This window comes from Kitasatospora sp. NPDC088160 (genome assembly GCF_044741445.1).
Taxonomy (GTDB): Bacteria; Actinomycetota; Actinomycetes; order Streptomycetales; family Streptomycetaceae; genus Kitasatospora.
This window is the reverse complement of the sequence record NZ_JBIUSS010000031.1, coordinates 40,923-60,405: the sequence shown is the minus strand read 5'-3', so window position 1 is coordinate 60,405 and position 19,483 is coordinate 40,923. Positions and strand designations below refer to the sequence as shown.

Genomic DNA, 19,483 nt, shown 5'->3' with positions numbered 1-19,483 from the left:
CTATCGGGACGGATGTGGACGGGTGCGGCCGAAAGGGTGGGCTCTCCCGGTGCGCCCGGCGTGGTTGCCGCATTCGTCCGATGGTCCGTCAGTAGCAAGGGCGGGTGCGCTATCTCCGCCCCGTGGCCCTGCTCGCCGCCTCCCTCGTGCTCCTGCTGGCCACCGACGGGACGGGCGTGAGCGCCGGGGCCGCCGCCCTCCCCCGCATCCGGGCCCTCACCCTGCCCGACCGGTTCGGCCCGCCCAGGATCCACGACGACTTCACCGGCCCCGCCTTCGACGCCTGCACCGCGCCGCCCCTCGACACCCTGCGGGCCTGGCACGGGGTCTCCCCGTACGGCGCGCTCGGCATCTACGTCAGCGGCGCCCAGCGCGGCTGCGGCCAGCCCCGGCTCACCGCCGAGTGGGTGCGCCAGGCCCGCGCACTGGGCTGGCGCTTCCTCCCGGCCCACGTCGGGCTCCAGGCGCCGTGCAGCGAACTCGGCAACAAGCCGCGCCGGATCGACCCCGCCCACGCGGTCGAGCAGGGCCGGGACGAGGCCACCGAAGCCGTCCACGCGATGGGCTCGCTCGGATTCGGCAAGGGCGGCCCGGTCTACCTCGACATCGAGGCCTACCCGATGCGCGACCCCGCCTGCGGCCAGGCGGTGGTCGACTTCGCCGTCGGCTGGACCCAGGCCCTGCACGCCGCCGGCTACCGCTCCGGCTTCTACTCCAGCCTCGACTCCGGCATCGCCGACCTGGCCGCCGCCGCCCGGGCCGGCAGCTTCCCGCTGCCCGACGCCCTCTGGTACGCCCGCTGGGACGACCGGGCCGACACCGCCGACTCCGGCGCCCTAGGCTCCGACCTCTGGGGCTACCACCAGCGCGTCCACCAGTACCGCGGCAACGTCGAGGAGACCTACGGCGGCGCCGCCCTCACGATCGACCGCAACCACGTCGACGGCCCGACCGCGGGCTGACGCGTCGCCGATCCGTGATGCGGGCAACGGGGCCGGGATACTGACAGCGGGCGGGGCGGGGCGGCACAATCGGGCACGTCCGCGCGCATTACCGCCCGGTAGGTGCCGCAGGCGCAGCCGCCAGTGCCGCCAGGTCAAGGAGGACCCGTGTTCAGCACGATGCAGGACGTCCCGCTCACCGTCGCCCGGATTCTTGAGCACGGGTCCACCATCCACGGCCGGTCCACCGTCACCACCTGGGACGGCACCGGGCCGGTCGTGCGGACGTACGCCGAGGTGGGGGCGCGGGCCGCGCAGCTCGCCCACGCGCTCCGCGACGAACTGGGGGTGACCGGGGACGACCGGGTCGCGACCCTGATGTGGAATAACTCGGTCCACCTGGAGGCCTACCTCGCCGTCCCCGCGATGGGGTCCGTGCTGCACACGCTCAACCTGCGGCTGCCCGCCCACCAGCTCTCGTTCATCGTCAACCACGCCGCCGACCACGCGGTGATCGTGGACGGCAGCGTGCTCCCGCTGCTCGCCGCCGTCCTGCCGGACCTCGCCCCGACGCTCCGGCACATCGTGGTGAACGGCCCCGGCGACCGCTCGCTGCTGGCCGGCTTCCCGGGCACCGTGCACGACTACGAGGAGCTGATCGCGGGCCGGCCCACCGCCTACCCGTGGCGCGGCGACCTCGACGAGCGTGAGGCCGCCGTGCTCTGCTACACCTCCGGCACCACCGGGGACCCGAAGGGCGTGCTCTACAGCCACCGCTCGGTGTACCTGCACTGCCTCCAGGTCAACACCGGCGACAACTTCGCCTTCACCCCGCGTGACACCGCGCTGCCGGTGGTCCCGATGTTCCACGTGAACGCCTGGGGCATCCCGCACGCCGCCTTCATGTCCGGCGCCAACCTGCTCATGCCGGATCGTTTCCTCCAGCCCAAGCCGATGGCCGAGATGATCGCCGCCGTCCGGCCCACCGTCGGCGCCGCCGTCCCGACCATCTGGAGCGGCCTGCTGGACGAGCTCGACGCGGGCGACTACGACACCTCCAGCCTGCGCATGGTGGTCATCGGCGGCAGCGCCTGCCCGCCCTCGCTGATGAAGGGCTTCGAGGAGCGCCACGGCATCCGCGTGCTGCACGCCTGGGGCATGACCGAGACCTCGCCGCTCGGCTCCTTCGCCCAGCCGCCCGGCGGCCTCACCCCGGAGGAGGAGTGGCCCTACCGGGTCACCCAGGGCATCTTCCCGGCCTCCGTCGAGGCCCGGCTGGTCGGCCCGTCCGGTGAGCGGATGCCGCACGACGGCGTCGCGGCGGGCGAGCTGGAGGTGCGCGGCCCGTGGATCGCCGGGGCCTACTACGGCGGTGCCGGGCAGGACCCGCTCCGGCCGGACGACAAGTTCTCCGAGGACGGCTGGCTGCGCACCGGCGACGTCGGCACCATCACCGCCGACGGCTACCTGACCCTCACCGACCGGGCCAAGGACGTGATCAAGTCCGGCGGCGAGTGGATCTCCTCGGTCGAACTGGAGAACCATTTGATGGCCCACCCCGAGGTGGCCGAGGCCGCCGTGGTCGCCGTCCCGGACGAGAAGTGGGGCGAGCGCCCGCTGGCCACGGTCGTGCTGCGCCCGGGTGCCACGGCCGGGCTGAGCGAGCTGCGGGCCTTCCTGGCCGGACGGATCGCCTCCTGGCAGCTGCCGGAGCGCTGGTCGATCGTCGAGTCGGTGCCGAAGACCTCGGTCGGCAAGTTCGACAAGAAGGTGATCCGCGCCAGCTACGCGGCGGACGAGCTGGACGTGACGGTGCTCGGCAAGGAGTAGCCGTCCGCCCGACCGCCGAGGGCCGGCCACCCCCCGTTCCAGCGGGGTGGCCGGCCCTCGGCGCGTGCCGTGCGGATCTCGCCGGGCCCTCGGCGTCAGGGCGCGGTCAGCCCGCCGCGGCGACGCCCGCCTCGCCCATCGCGCCGATCCGCCCGAGCAGGTCGACGATCCGGGACTGGACGTCGGCGCTGGTCGAGCGCTCGGCGAGGAACAGCACGGTCTCGCCGGTGCGCAGCCGGGGCAGTTCGCGCGGGTCGAGGTCCACCGAGGTGTAGACCACCAGCGGGGTGCGGTGCAGCCGGTCGTTGGCGCGCAGCCAGTCCAGCAGGCCGACCCGGCGGCGGCGGATCTGGAGCAGGTCCATCACCACCAGGTTGGGCTGCACGCTGCTGGCCCGGGCGACGGCGTCGTTCTCGTCCACCGCGTGCTCGACGTGCATGCCGCGCCGCTCCAGGCTGCTGATCATGGCGGCGGCGATGTCCGGGTCGCCCTCGACCAGCAGGACGCGCGGGGCGTGGTGCTCGCCGTCGCGCGGCGCGAGGGCGCGCAGCAGCACGGCCGGGTCGGCGCCGTACGCGGCGTCCCGGGTGGCCTGGCCGAGACCGGCGGTGACCAGCACCGGGACGCGGCTGTTGAGCGCGGCGGTGCGCAGCGACTGCAGCGCGGTGCGGGTGATCGGGCTGGTCAGCGGGTCGACGAAGAGCGCTGCGGGGAAGCCGGCGACCTGGGCGTCCACCTCCTCGCGGGAGCGGACGATCACCGGGCGGTAGCCGCGTTCCTGGAGGGCCTGCCGGGTGGCCGGATCGGGCTCGGGCCAGACCAGCAGCCGACGGGCGCTGCCGCCCTCGCCGGTCGAGCCGTTCGGGCCGGCCATGGCCGGCGGCTGCTCCTCGGTCCGGTCGCCGGCGGCGGCGGGCAGTTCGGCCATCGGGCGCGGGGCGGTCCTGGCCTCGGCCGGGACGGGCGGCTGCGGCCCGGCGGCGGGGGTCGGCGAACCGCCGAGCGGGCGCGGCGGCGCGAGTTCGGCGAGGCCGGTGCCGACCGGGCGCGGGCCGGACGGGTCCTCGGCGGCGGGCAGCGCCGGGCGGGCGGCCGGCAGCGCGGCGGGGCCGCCGGGCGCGGGCCGGTCCTCCTGCGGGGCCTGGTCGGACGGCGCGGCCGGGGCCTCCTGGCCGGGGCCGGGCGGCACGGCCAGCCGGCGACGGCGGCCGGTCGGTGGGGCGGCGGGCTCGGGCTGCGCGGGTGCCGGGCCGGTCGGCAGGGCGTGCTCCAGGCCGGGGTACACCGGGGTGTCGGTGGCGCCGGGGAGGGCGAAGCCACCGGAGGAGTCCTCGGTGGAGGGCAGGGCGCGGCGCCGGCGGGGCTTGGCCTCGGCGCCGTCGGCGGCCGGGGCGCCTTCCGCGGCGGGCGTGCCGCCCGCCGGGGTGCCGTCGGCGGGGGCGGCACCGGTGCCGGGGCCGAGCGCGAGCGGTTCGCGCCCGCCGGTCCGGTGCTGCTGCGGGCGCTCGCCCTCGACGGGGACGGCGTAGGCGGGGCCGGAGCGGCCGTCGTCCTTGCCCCAGGGGTCGCGCTGCGCGCCGTCCGGACCGGCCAGGCCCTGGCGGCCGTACGCGGGGTCGTTGCCGGTGCCGTTCCACTGTTCGGGGACGGCCCGTTCGATCCGGGCGGGGGCGTTCGGCCACTGGTCGGCGGGGGCGCTGGGGGCGGTCCGGGTCGGCGGCGCCGGTTCCTCGGCGGCGGGGCGGCCTCGGCGGCCGCGCCGCTCGGCGGCGGGTTCCTCGGCGGGCTGCTCCGCCTCCGCGGCCGCGGCCGGGGTCTCGCGGTCGGGCTGCTCGCCGCCGTCGGCGACCGGCTCGGGGGCTTCGTCGCTGCTGGGCAGCTGCGGGATGCCCGGCAGGTTGGGCAGGACGGCGCTGTCGCCTTCCTTGGGCCGGTCGGAGCGGCCCTCGGCGGCCGCGCGCTCGGCGGCGGCCTTCGCGGCGGCCGGGTCCAACGGCAGCTCGACGACGTACGTGGTGCCGGCCTTGCCGGGCAGCTCGTGCGGCTGGAGCACGCCACCGTGGCGCTCGACCACCGCGCGGGCTATCGGCAGGTGGACGGGGCTGCCGCCGAGGCCGGGCCCGCGGATCTCGACCCGGGCGACCTCGCCGCGCTGGGCGGCGGCCAGGACGACGGTAGGCGGCTCGCCGCCGGAGGGCAGCGCGGCGGGCGCGCCGGGGGCGGCCAGGCCGGGGGAGGGGGCGGTCGGGGCGTCCAGGGCGAGGCCGATGCCGCTGACGTCGGCGACCAGGTGGGCCAGCGCCTGGGCGAGCCGGCGCTCGTCGGCGATCACCTCGACGGCGGCGGCGTGCACCGAGAACCGCACCCGGCCCGGGCCGACCAGCTCGCCGGCCGCCTCGACGGCCCGTCGGACCACCTTGTCCAGGGCGACCGGCACCCGCCGCTCGGTCGGCTTGCGGCGGTCCTTGCCGTCCTTGCCGTCCTTCGCGTCCGGGCCGTCCGCCGGGGCGGTCTCGCCGGTCTCGCCGGCCTCGGAGCGCTGGTGCGCGAGCACGCCGTCGATCAGCCGGCTGAACCGGCGGCACTCGTCGGCGAGCCGACGCAGCGTCCAGTTGGCCTCCGGCCACAGCTGCCCGGCCGGGTCGGCGGCGAGCGCGTCCAGCCGCTGGTTCAGCGCGGTCAGCGCGCCGCCGAGTTCGCTCTCCAGGACGGCGGTGAGGTGTTCGTTGCGGGCGACCAGGGCGAGTTCGCGGCTGCGGTCGGTGAAGGTCATCACCGCGCCGACCAGTTGGTCGCCGTCCCGCACCGGCGCGGTGGTGAGGTCGACGGTGACCGGGCGGCCGTCCTTGCGCCACAGCACGGTGCCGCGCACCCGGTGCTTGCGTCCGGAGGTCAGGGTGTCCAGCAGCGCGGACTCCTCCAGCGCCAGCGGTGTGCCGTCGGCCCGGGAGTGCTGGATCAGCGGGTGCAGTTCGCGCCCGCCCAGCTCGCTCGCCCGGTACTCCAGGATGTGCGCGGCGGCAGGGTTGACCAGCACGCAGCGGCCTTCGAGGTCGACGCCGAGCACGCCCTCGGCGGCGGCGCGCAGGATCATCTCGGTCTGCTTGTGCTGGCGGCGCAGCTCGGCCTCGACGCCGAGCCGGCTGGAGAGGTCGCGGACCAGCAGCAGGAGCAGGTCGCTCGCGGAGGACGGGCGGGAGCGCTCGCGGTACGAGTCGTACGAGGTGAGTCCGTAGCCGCGGCCCTCGCCGGTGCCGTCGTCGGGGAAGTCGTTGCCGGAGACCTCGACCGGGAAGCTGGTGCCGTCGGTGCGCCGGGCGGTCATCCGGACCGGGCGGTCGGGTTCGTCGCCGTCGCGGGCGGCCGGGCGCATCGAGCCGGGGATCCGGCTGGGGTCGAACTCGGGCAGGAGGTCCAGCACGCCCATGCCGACCAGCGAGGTGCCGGGCGTCTGGAGCGCCTGGACGGCTGCGCTGTTGGCGTCCACGACGGTGCCGTTGCTGTTCACCAGCAACAACGCGTCGGGCAGGGCGTCGAGTATGGCGGCGAGGCGAGCAGCGCCTCGGATCGGCCTGCTGCTCACGTCGACAGGTCTCCTCGGCTCAGGGCAGCTCCTCCGGAGACGGCAGTATCTCATTCTTCTTTGCGGCGGGGTCGACCCGCCTAGTAACGTGGGCGGTGGTTGGTGCCGAGCCCCACGGTTGTGGCATCATCTCAGGCACACGGAACGGGTCCGCTCACGCGGACGTGGTCCCTGTGGAGGAGGCTTCGCCTAGTCCGGTCTATGGCGCCGCACTGCTAATGCGGTTTCGGGGTTATTCCTGATCGAGGGTTCAAATCCCTCAGCCTCCGCAGCCGGAAAGCCCCGTCGACGATCTTGTCGGCGGGGCTTTCCCCATCCCCGGGGAGGTTCCGGGCCCACCCCGCCACCCGCCTCCCCGACCTGTCCCGCGGGCCGGGCCCGTCGGGGGCCCCGAGCGGCCTCCAGGGGGTCGGCCCGGAGGGAGGGAGCAATCGATTTCGTCCCGCGTCGCAGGTCATGTAATGTTGTCCCCGCACCGCCCCGCTGGCACCGTTCATCAGGGCGAGCGCTCATAGCTCAACGGATAGAGCACTTGACTACGGATCAAGAGGTTGCAGGTTCGAATCCTGCTGAGCGCACCAATCTCCGCAAGATCGGGTTCGCCCGTTCCTTGCGCTCATAGCTCAACGGATAGAGCACTTGACTACGGATCAAGAGGTTGCAGGTTCGAATCCTGCTGAGCGCACCAGCGAGAAGCCCCCGGCCACCGGCCGGGGGCTTCTCCCGTTTCCGGGCCCGGACAGGGCGCCGGGTGCCTGGTCCGTTCTGGATTGCGGGCCTAATGGATGAAATGCATCTGTTTCGGGTATATCCCGTCCTGTCGCTCGGATGACCGCCAAACGGGTGGGACCCGGCTATAAGCCCAGGTGTCGCAGTATGACCGGCTCAGGATCGTGATTCCTTTTTGTCAGATCTTGTGCCCAGGCTGCCCGGCACCCCGGCAGCCGACCGCGAAGGAGAGCCGGATGGGCCGACAGTTTCCCCGCACGGCCGTCGCCCTGACCGTCCTCGTGGCCGGGCTGCTGACCGGCTGGAACGCCCCACGCTCGGTGGCCCAGCAGTCCCCTGACGCCTGGTCGGGGGAGCACCGGGCGGTCCTGCCCTCCGGCCTCTCCGTCCAGCTCGAATTCGCCGCCACCCCGGGTACCGAGGTGGCCGCCGCGGCCGGCGAACTGGCCGACCGCCCCGGCGGGGGGCGTGCGGCCGGGCCGTACACGGACGGAATGCACCCCGGGAACCCCGCGCAGACCTTCAGCGTCACCGAGAACCGCCCGCAGACGGACGGATCCTGGCGCACCGTCGGAACGCTCCGGCTCGCCTTCTCCCGACCGGTCCGCAACCCCCGGCTGCACCTCAGCGGATTGGTCGCGCTCGCCACCGGGAAGTCGGGCACCACCAGCACCGCGGCCCGGCTGACCCTCACCGGCGGCTCACCCGCCGCCCCCACCCTGGTCAACCGCACCGACTGGCCCGGCTGGACGGTCGACGCCAACGCCCTCGCGCCCGTCGGAGCCGACGGCAGCTCCGACGGCGCGGCCGGCTCCGCCTCCGAGGGCACCCTGGAACTCGTCGGCACCCTGCGCACCGCGGTCTTCCGGATCGAGCAGCGCTCCACCGCCCGGGCCGGCAGCACCACCGCCCCGCCCGTCCTGCGCCAGGCCTACACCGTCACCGTCGACGAGGACCTCGGCACCGCCCCGCAGAACTACGGCAACGCCTCGCACGTGCTCTCCGACCTGTTCCTCGGCGCGGACGCCGCCAACGCTGCGCACCGCACCCGCCCCCGGTCCGCCGACGACCGGGGCACGGCCGACCGGCCGACCGGCGAGCCGCTGGTCCAGCTCGACCACGGAGCCGGCCGGCGCAGCGTCTTCGCCAGCCCGCCGCCGCCCAAGCTCCAGCCCGGCCGCGGCGAGTACCAGGGCGCCGACCCGTCGATCGGCTTCCCCACCGAGGCCGCGATCGGCCGCTACTACCGGCTCACCGTCCCGGTGGCGGTCGGCGACCAGCCCGCGACCCTGGCCGGCTGGATCGACTTCGACCACAGCGGGCGCTTCGACCCCGCCGAGCGGGTGCAGACCGAGATCCCGGCCGGCGCCGACACCGCGACCCTGGAATGGACCGTCCCGACCGGCGCCGGCTCCGGCGACACCTGGGCCCGGCTGCGGATCGCCCGCGACGCCAGCCAACTCGTCCCCTCCGGCGGCTTCGCCGACTCCGGGCAGGTCACCGACCAGCGGATCAAACTGACCGTCGGCGCCGCCCGGCCCGAGATCGCCGAACCCGTCGACGGCGCCGTCCTCGCCGAAGCCCGTCCGCGGGTCCACGGCGACGGAGCGGTCGCCGGCGCCTCGGTGGAGATCCGGGACGGTGACGCCACGGCCTGCCGGGCCCGGGTCGAGCGCGGCGGCGGCTGGTCCTGCCGGCCCGGTGAAGCGCTCACCGCGGGCCCGCACTCCCTCACCCCGGTCGAGATCACCAGCGGTGGTGTGGTGCTGCGCGGCGAGGCCGTCCGGGTCACCGTGAAGACGGCGCCGCCCGCAGCGCCCGTCCTCACCCTCCCGGAGTACACCAACGACCCGGGGATCCAGCTCACCGGCACCGGCGAGGCGGGCAGCACCGTCGCGGTCACCGACCAGGCCGCCGAACTGTGCCGCAGCGCCGTCCGGGCGGACGGCCAGTGGTCCTGCCTGCCGGTCGAGAACCTGGTGGACGGGCGCCACCTGCTCACCCCCGTCGCGGTCGACGCGGCCGGGAACCGGACGGCCGGGCAGGCGGTCGTGCTGGTCGTCGACACCGTCCCGCCGGACAAGCCGGTGCTCGGCTCGCCGGCCGCCGGGGAGACCCTGCGGGTCAGTCGGCCGACGTTCACCGGGCGGGCCGAGCCGGGCTCGAAGGTGCTGGTCACGGCGCGGGCGGGCGGCTCGGCGGCCTCGGGGCCGGCTTCGGCCTCGGGTTCGGCCTTGGGTTCGGTCTCGGGCGAGCGGACGGTGCTGTGCGGGGCGACGGCGGCCCTCGACGGCAGCTGGACCTGCACCGCCAACCGGGACCTGACGGACGGGCAGCAGTGGCTGGTCGTCACGGCGACCGACCTGGCGGGGAACGGGGCGGCGGCGGACGCGGTGCCGGTGCGCGTCGCGGCGGCGCCGAGCCCGTCGGCGTCGGCGTCGACTTCCGCGGTGCCGAGTTCGGGGGCGTCGGTTCCCGTGCGGCCCAGCCCCGCGGCCTCGGTGTCGACCGTGCCGACCGTGCCGAGCCCGTCGGCGTCGGCGTCGACTTCCGCGGTGCCGAGTTCGGGGGCGTCGGTTCCCGTGCGGCCCAGCCCCGCGGCCTCGGTGTCGACCGTGGCAACCGTGCCGAGCCCGTCGGCGTCGGCTTCGGTGCCGATCGGGCCGAGTCCGAGCGTGGCGGTGCCGGTGCTGCCCTCGGCCGGTGCTTCCGCGCCGGTGGCCTCCTCCGTACCGTCCCGTCCCGCGATGTCGCCCACGCCCGCGTCCACGTTCCCGTCCACGCCTTCGATCCCGGTCACCTCGTCGCCGAGCCCGGTTGTGGGGGCGGCGCCCGATGCGTCCGTGCTCGCACCGGTGCCGGTGGGCGTGCTGCCGATTGCCGTTCCGGCAGCGGCCGGGCCGTCCGCTGCTTCAGTCACCCCGACCGTCCCGACCGCCCCCACCACCACCTCCGCCGGTTCCGTCCCTCCGACGCTCCGTACCGTTCCGTCCCTGGGCGCCAGTCCGTCCCGGGCGGCCGTCGGCGTCGTGGCGTCGTCACCGTCACCGTCACTGCCACCGCCCCTGTCATCGCCTCCGTCACTGTCACCGTCATCGACGCCGGTGGCGGCCGAACCGCTCGGGTCCGCCGGGGAGAGTGCCGGGCAGCTGCCGGCGCCGCCCAGTGCGTCGCCCGTGGGGGCGGCCGCGGAGGCCTCGCAGGCGGCGGCCGCGCGGTCCACCGCGAGCGGTTGGCGCGGTGGGGTCGCCGGTGGCCTGCTGGTGCTCGCCGCCATCGGGCTGATCACCCGCCGGGTGTTCGCCCGTGATGGCGGTGTCCGGCGGCGCTGACCTGCGCTGAACCATCCCGACCATCCATTCATGTGCCTGCGCGTCAGGTCGGCTTCGGACGATTCGTCAGCAAATGTCGACACACCTCACCTCAAATGTCGCATTTGATGACGTATGAACTTAGCCTGATCTTGGCACTGCCCGTCAGATCCGGGCCGCCCGTTGCGCGACACACCGACCCCGAGGATCCGTGCATGGACGTCACCCGCGATTCTTCGCAGCGACCCGACCACCTGCCCAAGGCGCTCCCACCGGCCTTGCCGGAACGTTCCGCCTCCGGCGCCAGCCCGCTGGCCACCGCCACAGCCACCGTCACGGCCGCCAAGACGGCCAAGCTGCTCGGCCCGGTCGACGGCGGCCCCGCGACCACTCCGTTGGTCGTCGTCCCCGGCCCGGCCTCCGGCGCCTCCGCCGACCTGCGCGATCCGCTGGAGGCGGCCGCCCCGGAGACCGCCGAGATCCCGGAAGCCATCCAGGTCGGCGCCCCCGCGGCCGCCACCTCCCGCCGCCCCCCGCGCGCCGACCAGGCGGTCCGCGAGCACGGCGCCACCGCCCTGCCCGGCTGGATCGCCCTGCTGGTGGTGCTGGTCGGCGTGGCCGGCGTGCTGCTGATGCTGCTGCGCGACGGCGTCATCCCGTACTGGGACGCGCTGCCCGACCTGCGCAGCGCCGCCGCGCAGGCGAGCGGCCAGGCCGAGGTGGACGCCAAGTCGGTCGCCGCGGTCAGCGCGGTCGGCCTGCTCGTGGTGTTCGCGCTTGCCGGGCTGCTGGCCAACGCGGGCGGCGAGACCCGGGTGCTGACCCGCTGGGGCCGCTACCGGGGCACCGTCCGCCGCACCGGCCTGGTCTGGGTCAACCCGCTGCTGCGCCGGCGCCGGGTGGACGTGCGACTGCGGCACTGGCGCAGCGAGCCGGTCAAGGCGGTCGACCGGACCGGCACGCCGATCGTCGTCCGGCTGCTGATCGTCTGGCGGGTCAAGGACACCGCGCGGGCGCTGCTGGCGATCGAGGACCACGAGAGCTACCTGCGCGAGCAGGTCCAGGCGGTACTCACCCGCACCGCGTCCATCCTGCCGTGCGACAGCAACGCGGCGCCCGGGCCCGCGCTGCGTGACGGGCAGTGGTTCGCCGACGAGCTGACCAGAGCACTGGCCGCTGAGGTCGCCCCGGCGGGCCTGGAGGTCTACTCGGCGCAGCCGCTGGCGCTGGACTACGCGCCCGAGGTCGCCGAGTCGATGCGCCGCCGCCGGCTGGCCGACCTGGACGCGGGCCTGCGGACGGTGCTGGTGGACGACGCGGTCGAGGCGGCGGCGCTCGCCGTCCGGCGGCTGGAGCGCGCCACCGCCCACGAACTGGACGAGGCCGCCCGCAGTGCGCTGATGGAGCAGTTGCTGGTCGCCTTCGTCGCCCCGGCCGGAGTGGCCGCCTCGGTACCGCCCCCGGCCGCACGGGCCGGGCGGAAGGAAGGACGACCCGCATGAGGATAGCCACCGGCGCGTACGCCGATCCCGGCCTCGACCTCGACGCCGATTTCGACGCCGCCCTCGACCGGGGCCTGATCGGCTTCGAGGAGAGCACCGGCAGCATCCCCGCGATCGCGGGGTGCGGCTGCCCGAACTGCGCGGCCCGGCCGCGCACCGCCCGCCCCGCGGCGGGGACCGGCGGCAGCCGAATACACCGCGCCGTGCGAAGTACCTGCCTGGCAACCACCGTGCTGGCGGGCGCCGGCGTGGTCGGCCTGACGGCCGGTGCCGGGTCCGCGCACGCCGCGGCCGGGAAGCAGGGCTGGGACGGGTCGAAGTACTGGTTCAAGAACGGCAGCGGCGAGTGGCGGTGGACCAGCCACTACGACGTCTACGCGGGCCGCACCGGCCAGTCCGGCGGCTCGGGCGGCTCGGGCGGTGCCAGTGGCAAGGCGGCCGCCGTGTCCAACGGTTCGGCCTCCTCCGCTTCCTCCTCCGGACTGCGCCAGGGCTGGGACGGGTCGAAGTACTGGTTCAAGAACGGCAGCGGCGAGTGGCGGTGGACCAGCCACTACGACGTCTACGCGAGCCGCACCGGCCAGTCCGGCGGCGGCGCTGATCCCACTCCCGCCCGGCCCGCGGCCACGCCGTCGGCGGACCAGGCACCGGCCTCCGGCAGCATGGAGGCGGCCATCGACTACGCGCTCGCCCAGCTGGGCAAGCCGTACGTCTGGGGCGGCAACGGCCCGTCAGGCTACGACTGCTCGGGGCTCGTCCAGCAGGCCTACCGGCGCAGCGGGATCAGCCTGCCGCGGGTGGCCGACGACCAGTACGCGGCCACCACGCCGATCAGCGCGGGGCAGCTGCGCCGCGGCGACCTGGTGTTCTGGTCGGACAGCGGCCGGGCCTCCGGGATCCACCACGTGGGGATCTACCTGGGCGGTGGCAAGTTCGTCGAGGCGCCCCGGCCCGGCAAGACGGTTCGGGTCTCCACTCTCAACTCGGGCTACTACCCGACCCACTTCGGGCGGCCGTAGCGCCGGGGCGCACTGGGCCCCCGACGGCACGCCGCTGTCGGGGGCCCGAAGCGTGACCGTGGCCACCTGGTCGTCCCCGCGGATACATCGGGTGCGCAGTTCGGGCCCGATCTGCCAATGGGCCGGTGCGCCAAGCGCGTTGGCCGTCCTTTTCCGGGCCGATTCGCCGACCGCCCGGAAAATCGCCCGGATTTCGTCGACGGTGCCGGCGCGGGCCCTCAGATCGGCGGGGCCGACGGTCATCCTGCGGGTGTTACCGCCCGGGCCCGGATTGTCTGCGGAATCGAGGGCCGGGCGCGCGTACTTCTTCCGGTCCTCGTCGTCGAAGAGCCCGTCCCGGGCGGGATTCCCGGCGATGCCGCCGCCGTGGTGGATTCGGCGTTGAAGTCCCGCTCCGCGTCAGGTCGTTCGTGGACCAAGTCTGATCACTGCGGACGGCGTTCCCAACCGGGCGGGGTTCGCCGGGAACGGGCGCAGGCTGCGAACGGGCCCGGGTGGGGGCGGGTTCGCAGCCTGCGGGTGGGGCGGGGTCAGGCGGAGGCGGCGTCGAGGAGGGCGGTCTGTTCGGGGGTGAGTCGGAGCGTGGTGGCTGCCAGCAGGGGCGGGAGCTGCTCGACGGTGCGGGCGCTGGCGATGGGGGCGGCGACCGTCGGCCGCCCGGCCAGCCAGGAGAGGGCGACCGTGGCGAGGGCGACGCCGTGCTCCCCGGCGACGGTGTCCAGGGCTGCCAGCACCTTCGGGCCGCGCGGGTCGTCCAGGTAGCGGGCGGCGCCCTCGGAGCGGGCGCTGTCGACGCCGGGGCCGCCGGGGCGGTACTTGCCGGTGAGGAACCCGGAGGCGAGCGCGTAGTACGGGACGGTGGCGAGGCCGTGCTCGGCGACCACGTCGGCCAGCGGGCCCTCGAAGGTGCCGCGCGAGACCAGGTTGTAGTGCGGCTGGACGGCGACGTACTTGGCCAGGCCCTCGCGGTCGGCGAAGGCCAGCGCCTCGGACAGCCGCTCGGCGCCGATGTTGGAGGCGCCGACCGCGGCGACCTTGCCCTCGCGGACCAGCTCGTCCAGTGCGGTGACGAACTCCTCGACCGGGGTGTCGTCGTCCCGGTGGGTGTAGTACAGGTCGATCCGCTCGACGCCCAGGCGGCGCAGCGAACCCTCAGCCGCGGCCTTGATGTTGGCCGCGCCCAGACCGCCGGCCTCGGGATGCATGCCGACCTTGGTGGCGATCACGACGTCGTCGCGGTTGCCGCGGCTGCGCAGCCAGTTGCCGAGGACGGTCTCGGACTCGCCGCCGGTGTTGCCCGGGGCCCAGGCCGAGTAGACGTCGGCGGTGTCGACGAAGTTGCCGCCGGCCGCGGCGTAGGCGTCCAGGACGGCGAAGGACTGCTGCTCGTCGGCCGTCCAGCCGAAGACGTTGCCGCCGAGGGAGAGCGGGAAGACGGACAGGTCGGAGGCGCCGAGGCGGACCCGGCCCGGGGCGTCGCTGTGGTTTCCGGTCATGGTCGGATTCAACCGGATCGCACTGGGCGGCATTCCGCGTGTCGGGCGGACTTCACGAGGATGTCGTACCGCCGTTGCGCGACCGGGTGGTGGGGGTCGCGCAGGAGGGGTCCGGGGTGTCCGTGAGGTGGGCGGATTCGTTAGAGTCCGTGCCATGGCTGACAACGACTACGACCCCGCCGGCAGCACCCAGATGTTCCGGGCGTTCGTCGACGAGACCCCGGCGGCCCCGCAGGCGCCGGGCACCGTCTCCACCTACGGCCGCAGCAACAGCGGTGGTGGTGGCCGCACCGGCGTGATCGCGCTGGTCGCCGTCATCGTGCTGGCCGTGTTGGGCGGCGTCATCTGGCTGGCGGTCAAGTGATCCTCGCGCGGGTGACCCGGACGAGGGTCACCCGCGCGACGGAAACCGGTGCGTCGAGAACCGGTGCGCCGGTGCTCAGCAGGGCTTGCGCCAGGCGTCCAGGTCGAGCTTCTTCTGCATCGAACTGAAGCCGAGCGACTTGGCCTTGGCGCAGAACTGGTCCGTGCCGAGCTTGTACTCGACGTGGAAGACCGCCTTGCCTGCCTTGACGAACGGCGCGACCCGGTCGCACTCGTCGAACTGCGAGCACTCCTCGTTGACCGCGAAGTCGAAGTCCGGCAGCAGCGCCGGGATCTGGTCGAGGTCGTTCTTCAGACCGATGGCCAGGCCGCGTTCGTGGGCGAGCTGGGCCAGCATGCGGTTGTACTTGATCTGGTCGTCAGGAGTGAGCGGGAAACCGCTGTTCTGGTTGTAGGCCTCGATGGTGTCCGGCTCGATGGCGTCGAAGCCCTTGCTCTTGCACATGTCGAAGCGGGCCGCCATCAGCGGCTTGAGCTGGTCGAGCTTGCGGATGTCGAACCACTTCTCGCCCTTCCAGCCGGTGTCGGAGCCCTGCAAGGACTTGGCGAAGGCCGCGGAGTCGGGGCGGAAGTTCTCCCAGGAGCCGGCGTTGATGTAGCAGATCACCTTGCGGCCCTTGGCGTGCAGCGCGGCCACCACCGAGGCGTCGTTCTCGAAGCCGTCGATGTCGTAGACCGGGACGTCCACGGACTGGTCGACGGTGCCGCCGAGCTGCCACTGCCAGGCGAGGCCCGGGGTGGGCTGCCAGCGGGCGCCGGCGGGCTGCGGGGCGGTGGTGCCGCCGGGAGTTCCGCCTGGGGTCCCGGGGGTGCCCGGGGCGGTGGTGGCGCCCGGGGGCGTGGTGGCGGCGGGCGCGGTGGGCGAGCCGGGGGCGCTGGGCGTGCCGGGGGCCGGGGGTGTGGTGCCGGCGTCCGACGGGGTGCCCGGGGTTGCGCTGCCGTCCGGGGTGGTCGGGGCGGTGGCCGCGGGCGGGCTGCTCGGGGAGCCGTCGGCCGAGGAGCCGTCGTCGTCCGAGCCTGAGCTGCTGCACGAGGTCGCCAGCAGGGCGGCGGCGATGGTGATGGCGGCCGGCAGGAGCCGGGTACGGCGGTTCACGGTAGTCGAACTCCGGATCGGGTCAGGTCAGTTCAGCAGCGGTCAGGCCGTAGGGCAGGGTGCGCCAGGGGTTCTCCCCGGCGCCCGGTACGGCGCAGCCGACGCCGGCCCGGCGGGCGGCGATCAGCGCGGTGGCGTCCTCGGCGTGTTCGGCGGGGACGTCGTACACCAGGTGGCAGAAGCGGGAGGCCGCGTGGCGGCCGGTCCACAGCGGGAGCGTCATCGCGCGGTACGTGTCCCAGTCGCCCTCGAAGGTGACCAGCAGGTCGGCCAGGCCGACTTCGGCGTACCCCGGGTCGGGGTGCTCGCCGTGGCCGAAGACCACGGTGCCGCAGCCGGCCGCGCGCGCGGCCGTGGCCAGCCGCCGGTAGTGCGCGAGGGCGCCCGGGTGGGTGGCCACCTGGTCGAGGTAGACGCCGGTGATGTCGTGGCGTTGACGGTAGGTCAGGATGTCGGCGACCACCGCCGCGTGCGGTCGGCGGCCGTAGTCGGTGTCGGTGTAGCCGACCAATGGCACTCCGGCCGCGCGGAGTCGGTCGGCGGCCTCGGCGAAGACGTTGTCCGGGTTCTCGCCGGGCCCGTCGGCGAGGTTGAGCACGACGGCGGCGATCCGGCCCGGGTCGGCGGCGGCGACCGCCTGCCAGGCCGCCGGGTCCACCGCGGGGTGGACGTACAGCGGCACCAGCAGGCGGCCGTCGGGGATGATCCCGCCGGTCATGCGACGACCGGTGGGGAGGCGGGCTGGGCGGTGCTGAGCCACAGGTCGCGCAGGGTGTCGGCGAGGTCCGTCTCCGGGTGCCAGTCGAGCTCCCGGGCGGCGGCCGACACGTCGGCCTGCTGCCAGGAGACCGCGGCCGAGCGCTCGGAGCCCGCCCCGCTCTCGTCGATCCGGCCGGTGAAGCCGGCCGCGGCGGCCAGCCCGTCCGCGATCGCCCGGACCTGCCGGGCCTGCCCGGAGGCGAGGTTGAGCACCCGGGGGAGCGGACGGTCCGCGGCGGCGGCCAGGCCGACCGCGCGGGCGATGTCCCGGGCGTCGACGAAGTCGCGGTAGGCGGAGAGGTCGCCGACCGTGATCACGCCGTCGGCGCCCTCGGGCGCCACCCGGAGCAGCTCGGCGGCCAGCCGGCCGGGCAGCGAGCCCACCGGTGCCCCCGGGCCGACCGGGTTGAACACCCGCAGGACCACGGCGTCCAGCGCCGAGCCGGCCACCGCGAGGGAGCCGGCCAGCTTGGTCGCGCCGTACACGCCGACCGGGCGGGCGTCGGAGTCCTCGGACAGCGAGCTGCCCGCCGGACAGACGCCGTACTCGCCGGCCGAACCGATGTGCACCAGCCGGGTCTTCGGGGCGCCGAGCTGCAGCGCCTCGCAGAGCACGGCCGGGCCGCGCGCGTTCACCTCGGCGAGCTTGACCGCGCTGCCGGCCACCGCGCCGGCGAAGTTGACCACCACGTCGGGTGCCAGCGCGGCGAGTTCCTCGCCGAGCGGGCCGGCCTGGGCGGTGGCCAGGTCCAGCCGGAGGTCGTGGGCGGGCCGCCGGCCCGCGGTCAGCACGGTGGCACCGGGCAGTGACCGCAGGACGGCGGTGGCGTGACGGCCGAGGAAGCCGTCGCCGCCGAGGAGCAGGATTCTCACGCGGCCCGTCCGTCGCTCTGGGCGCCCGCGGTGGCGGGAGCCTCGGCCGTGTCGTCCGGGGCGGTGCGGGCGGCCGGGATCGGCAGCTCCGCCACGCCCTGGCCGGCGGCGGCCGACTCGAAGGGCATCAGCACCGGTCGGATGGACGAGAACTCGGCGTTCGCCCGGTCGTAGTCGTCCGGGCGGCCGATGTCCAGCCAGTAGCCGCCGAAGTCGTACGCGGCGGGCGGGGTCTTGGCGGCGAGCAGGTCCAGCACCAGCTCGTCGAAGCCCAGCGGCAGGCCGGGGGTGTACTTGGCGAGTGCCGAACGGGACACGCCGTACACGCCCATCGAGACGCGGTAGTCGATGCTCGGCTTCTCCTGGAAGCCGGTGATGCTGCCGGACTCGGCGGTCAGCACACCGAAGTCGATCTTCACCTGACGGGCGTAGGTGGCGATGGTGAGCGGCGCCCCGGACGCCTCGTGGTGCTTGAGCACCCCGGCGAAGTCCAGGTCGGTGAGGATGTCGCCGTTCATCACCAGGAAGTGCTCCGGCAGGCGGTCCTGCATGGTGAGCAGCGGGCCCATGGTGCCGAGCGGGCTGTCCTCGACGGCGTAGCCGACCCGCAGCCCCCACTGGGAGCCGTTGCCGACGTACGCGCGGATGATGTGGCCGAGGTGGCCGATGGCCAGGGTGACGGTCTTGAAGCCCGCGGCGGCGAGCTGGCGCATCACGATCTCCAGGATCGCGTGCTGGTCGCCGATCGGGACGAGCGGCTTGGGAAGCGCGGTGGTGTACGGGCGGAGGCGGACGCCCTTACCGCCGGCCAGGATCACTGCATGCATGGTGTTTCCCCCACGGAAAGGATGTGCAGGACACGAACCTTGGTTACCAGGACGGGCATTGATCGCTACGGCGGTCAGACGTTGTAGATGTCGGTCTTGTAGCGGGCCAGGTTGGCCGGGTCGCGGAAGAACTCGATGGTCTGCTCCAGGCCCTGCTCCAGGGTGAACTGGGGGGCCCAGCCGGTGGCCTCGCGCAGCCGGGTGGCGTCCGCGACCAGGCGCATGACCTCGGAGTTGGCCGGGCGGATGCGCTGCTCGTCCTCCTTCACCAGGAGGTCGACGCCCATCAGCTTGCCGACCAGGGAGACGAGGTCGCCGACCGAGATCTCGCCGCCGGTGCCGGCGTTGAAGGTCCTGCCGACCACGGTCTCGGCGGGAGCGGTGCCGACCGTGCGGAACGCGTGCGCGGTGTCCTTGACGAACGTGAAGTCGCGGGTCGGGCGCAGGTCGCCGAGGGTGATCTCGGTCTCGCCGGCGGCGACCTGGGCGATCACGGTCGGGATGACGGCGCGCATCGACTGACGCGGGCCGAAGGTGTTGAACGGGCGCAGGGTGACGACCGGGGTCTCGAAGCTGGCGTGGTAGCTGTCGGCCAGCCGGTCCCCGCCGGCCTTGGAGGCGGCGTACGGGGACTGGGTGTTGATCGGGTGGTCCTCGGTGATCGGCACGGTCTGCGCGGTGCCGTACGTCTCGCTGGTGGAGGTGTGCACCAGGCGCGGGATCTCCTGGTGGCGCACCGCCTCCAGCACGTTCAGGGTGCCGGTGACGTTGGTGTCGACGTACGAGTGCGGGGCCCGGTAGGAGTACGGGATCGCTATCAGGGCGGCCAGGTGGTAGACCGCCTCGGTGCCCTTGACCAGGCCGTTGACCGAGCCCGGGTCCCGGACGTCGCCGAGGACGATCTCGACCGAGTCCAGCACCTCCTTGGGCAGGGTCTCCAGCCAGCCGAAGGACGAGAAGGAGTTGTACTGGACCATGGCCCGGACCTGGTGCCCGTCGGCAACCAAGGACTCGACGAGGTGGGAGCCGATGAAGCCCTCGGCTCCGGTGACCGCGACGCTGCTCATGCGTGATTCGCTCTCTCGATTTTGGGAACGGCCGGACTCCCGGTGGCGACCGGCCGGTGGTGGTTC

At 74.4% G+C, this 19,483-nt stretch carries 12 protein-coding genes, 3 tRNA genes and 1 pseudogene; 9 read left to right on the top strand and 7 right to left on the bottom strand.

The window, feature by feature from the left end; all coding sequences use genetic code 11:
• Positions 1-104 precede the first annotated feature (104 nt).
• Positions 105-962: a glycoside hydrolase domain-containing protein gene (locus ACIOGZ_RS36255; RefSeq protein ID WP_400989066.1), complete on the top strand. Its 858-nt coding sequence runs from the start codon at positions 105-107 to the stop codon at positions 960-962.
• A gap of 147 nt (positions 963-1,109) precedes the next feature.
• Entirely contained in the window at positions 1,110-2,771 is a 1,662-nt protein-coding gene (locus ACIOGZ_RS36250; protein ID WP_400989064.1) for a long-chain fatty acid--CoA ligase, read from the top strand.
• Between the two features lie 106 nt (positions 2,772-2,877).
• Here the strand turns inward: ACIOGZ_RS36250 and ACIOGZ_RS36245 are convergent, their stop codons facing one another.
• Positions 2,878-6,354, bottom strand: coding sequence for a PAS domain-containing protein (locus tag ACIOGZ_RS36245; RefSeq protein WP_400989063.1), 3,477 nt, complete (start codon positions 6,352-6,354; stop codon positions 2,878-2,880).
• A 178-nt stretch (positions 6,355-6,532) separates the two neighbouring features.
• Between ACIOGZ_RS36245 and ACIOGZ_RS36240 the strand changes: the two genes are divergently transcribed.
• The 6 genes from ACIOGZ_RS36240 (at position 6,533) to ACIOGZ_RS36215 (ending at position 12,915) form a co-directional block, all read left to right on the top strand.
• Positions 6,533-6,623 (top strand) — tRNA-Ser (locus ACIOGZ_RS36240).
• 236 nt (positions 6,624-6,859) lie between these two features.
• Positions 6,860-6,935: transfer RNA gene (locus ACIOGZ_RS36235), tRNA-Arg, on the top strand.
• Between the two features lie 31 nt (positions 6,936-6,966).
• Positions 6,967-7,042, top strand: a tRNA-Arg gene (locus ACIOGZ_RS36230).
• A gap of 277 nt (positions 7,043-7,319) precedes the next feature.
• A complete protein-coding gene (locus tag ACIOGZ_RS36225; protein ID WP_400989061.1) occupies positions 7,320-10,415 on the top strand; it encodes an Ig-like domain-containing protein in 3,096 nt (1,031 codons plus the stop codon).
• Positions 10,416-10,609: 194 nt separating this feature from the next.
• Entirely contained in the window at positions 10,610-11,896 is a 1,287-nt protein-coding gene (locus ACIOGZ_RS36220; protein WP_363627847.1) for an SPFH domain-containing protein, read from the top strand.
• Entirely contained in the window at positions 11,893-12,915 is a 1,023-nt protein-coding gene (locus ACIOGZ_RS36215) for a C40 family peptidase (protein ID WP_363627846.1), read from the top strand. Before ACIOGZ_RS36220 ends, ACIOGZ_RS36215 begins: the two co-directional genes overlap by 4 nt.
• Before the next feature lie 530 nt (positions 12,916-13,445).
• On the opposite strand, the gene ACIOGZ_RS36210 is transcribed toward ACIOGZ_RS36215, so the two are convergent.
• Positions 13,446-14,411: an aldo/keto reductase gene (locus ACIOGZ_RS36210; protein ID WP_363579767.1), complete on the bottom strand. Its 966-nt coding sequence runs from the start codon at positions 14,409-14,411 to the stop codon at positions 13,446-13,448.
• Between the two features lie 154 nt (positions 14,412-14,565).
• On the opposite strand from ACIOGZ_RS36210, the gene ACIOGZ_RS36205 reads away from it, so the two are divergent.
• On the top strand, positions 14,566-14,775 hold the full coding sequence (locus ACIOGZ_RS36205; protein WP_350876437.1) for a hypothetical protein: 210 nt from the start codon (positions 14,566-14,568) through the stop codon (positions 14,773-14,775).
• 75 nt (positions 14,776-14,850) lie between these two features.
• Here the strand turns inward: ACIOGZ_RS36205 and ACIOGZ_RS36200 are convergent, their stop codons facing one another.
• From ACIOGZ_RS36200 to ACIOGZ_RS36180, 5 genes and pseudogenes are all read right to left on the bottom strand, one after another.
• Positions 14,851-15,891 carry an endo alpha-1,4 polygalactosaminidase gene (locus tag ACIOGZ_RS36200; protein ID WP_363579766.1) on the bottom strand — a complete coding sequence of 347 codons (1,041 nt, stop codon included), beginning with the start codon at positions 15,889-15,891 and terminating at the stop codon, positions 14,851-14,853.
• Between the two features lie 22 nt (positions 15,892-15,913).
• The gene (locus ACIOGZ_RS36195; protein WP_363579765.1) at positions 15,914-16,609 is read right to left on the bottom strand and encodes a spherulation-specific family 4 protein; all 696 of its coding nucleotides are present in this window, start codon (positions 16,607-16,609) and stop codon (positions 15,914-15,916) included.
• Positions 16,606-17,523, bottom strand: coding sequence for an NAD(P)-dependent oxidoreductase (locus tag ACIOGZ_RS36190; RefSeq protein ID WP_363627844.1), 918 nt, complete (start codon positions 17,521-17,523; stop codon positions 16,606-16,608). Before ACIOGZ_RS36190 ends, ACIOGZ_RS36195 begins: the two co-directional genes overlap by 4 nt.
• A gap of 125 nt (positions 17,524-17,648) precedes the next feature.
• Positions 17,649-18,350, bottom strand: a pseudogene (locus ACIOGZ_RS36185) (NDP-sugar synthase); the annotation flags it as partial.
• A gap of 74 nt (positions 18,351-18,424) precedes the next feature.
• Positions 18,425-19,417 (bottom strand): SDR family NAD(P)-dependent oxidoreductase, encoded by a 993-nt coding sequence (locus ACIOGZ_RS36180; protein ID WP_363579763.1) that lies wholly within the window; start codon positions 19,415-19,417, stop codon positions 18,425-18,427.
• Between the last annotated feature and the right edge of the window lie 66 nt (positions 19,418-19,483).

What these genes read in the sequence shown, in the direction of transcription:
- ACIOGZ_RS36205 (WP_350876437.1), top strand. Translation starts at nt 14,566, where the DNA reads ATGGCTGACAACGACTACGACCCCGCCGGCAGCACCCAGATGTTCCGG.
- ACIOGZ_RS36220 (WP_363627847.1), top strand. Translation starts at nt 10,610, where the DNA reads ATGGACGTCACCCGCGATTCTTCGCAGCGACCCGACCACCTGCCCAAG.
- ACIOGZ_RS36210 (WP_363579767.1), bottom strand. Translation starts at nt 14,411, where the DNA reads ATGACCGGAAACCACAGCGACGCCCCGGGCCGGGTCCGCCTCGGCGCC.
- ACIOGZ_RS36215 (WP_363627846.1), top strand. Translation starts at nt 11,893, where the DNA reads ATGAGGATAGCCACCGGCGCGTACGCCGATCCCGGCCTCGACCTCGAC.
- ACIOGZ_RS36195 (WP_363579765.1), bottom strand. Translation starts at nt 16,609, where the DNA reads ATGACCGGCGGGATCATCCCCGACGGCCGCCTGCTGGTGCCGCTGTAC.
- ACIOGZ_RS36225 (WP_400989061.1), top strand. Translation starts at nt 7,320, where the DNA reads ATGGGCCGACAGTTTCCCCGCACGGCCGTCGCCCTGACCGTCCTCGTG.
- ACIOGZ_RS36180 (WP_363579763.1), bottom strand. Translation starts at nt 19,417, where the DNA reads ATGAGCAGCGTCGCGGTCACCGGAGCCGAGGGCTTCATCGGCTCCCAC.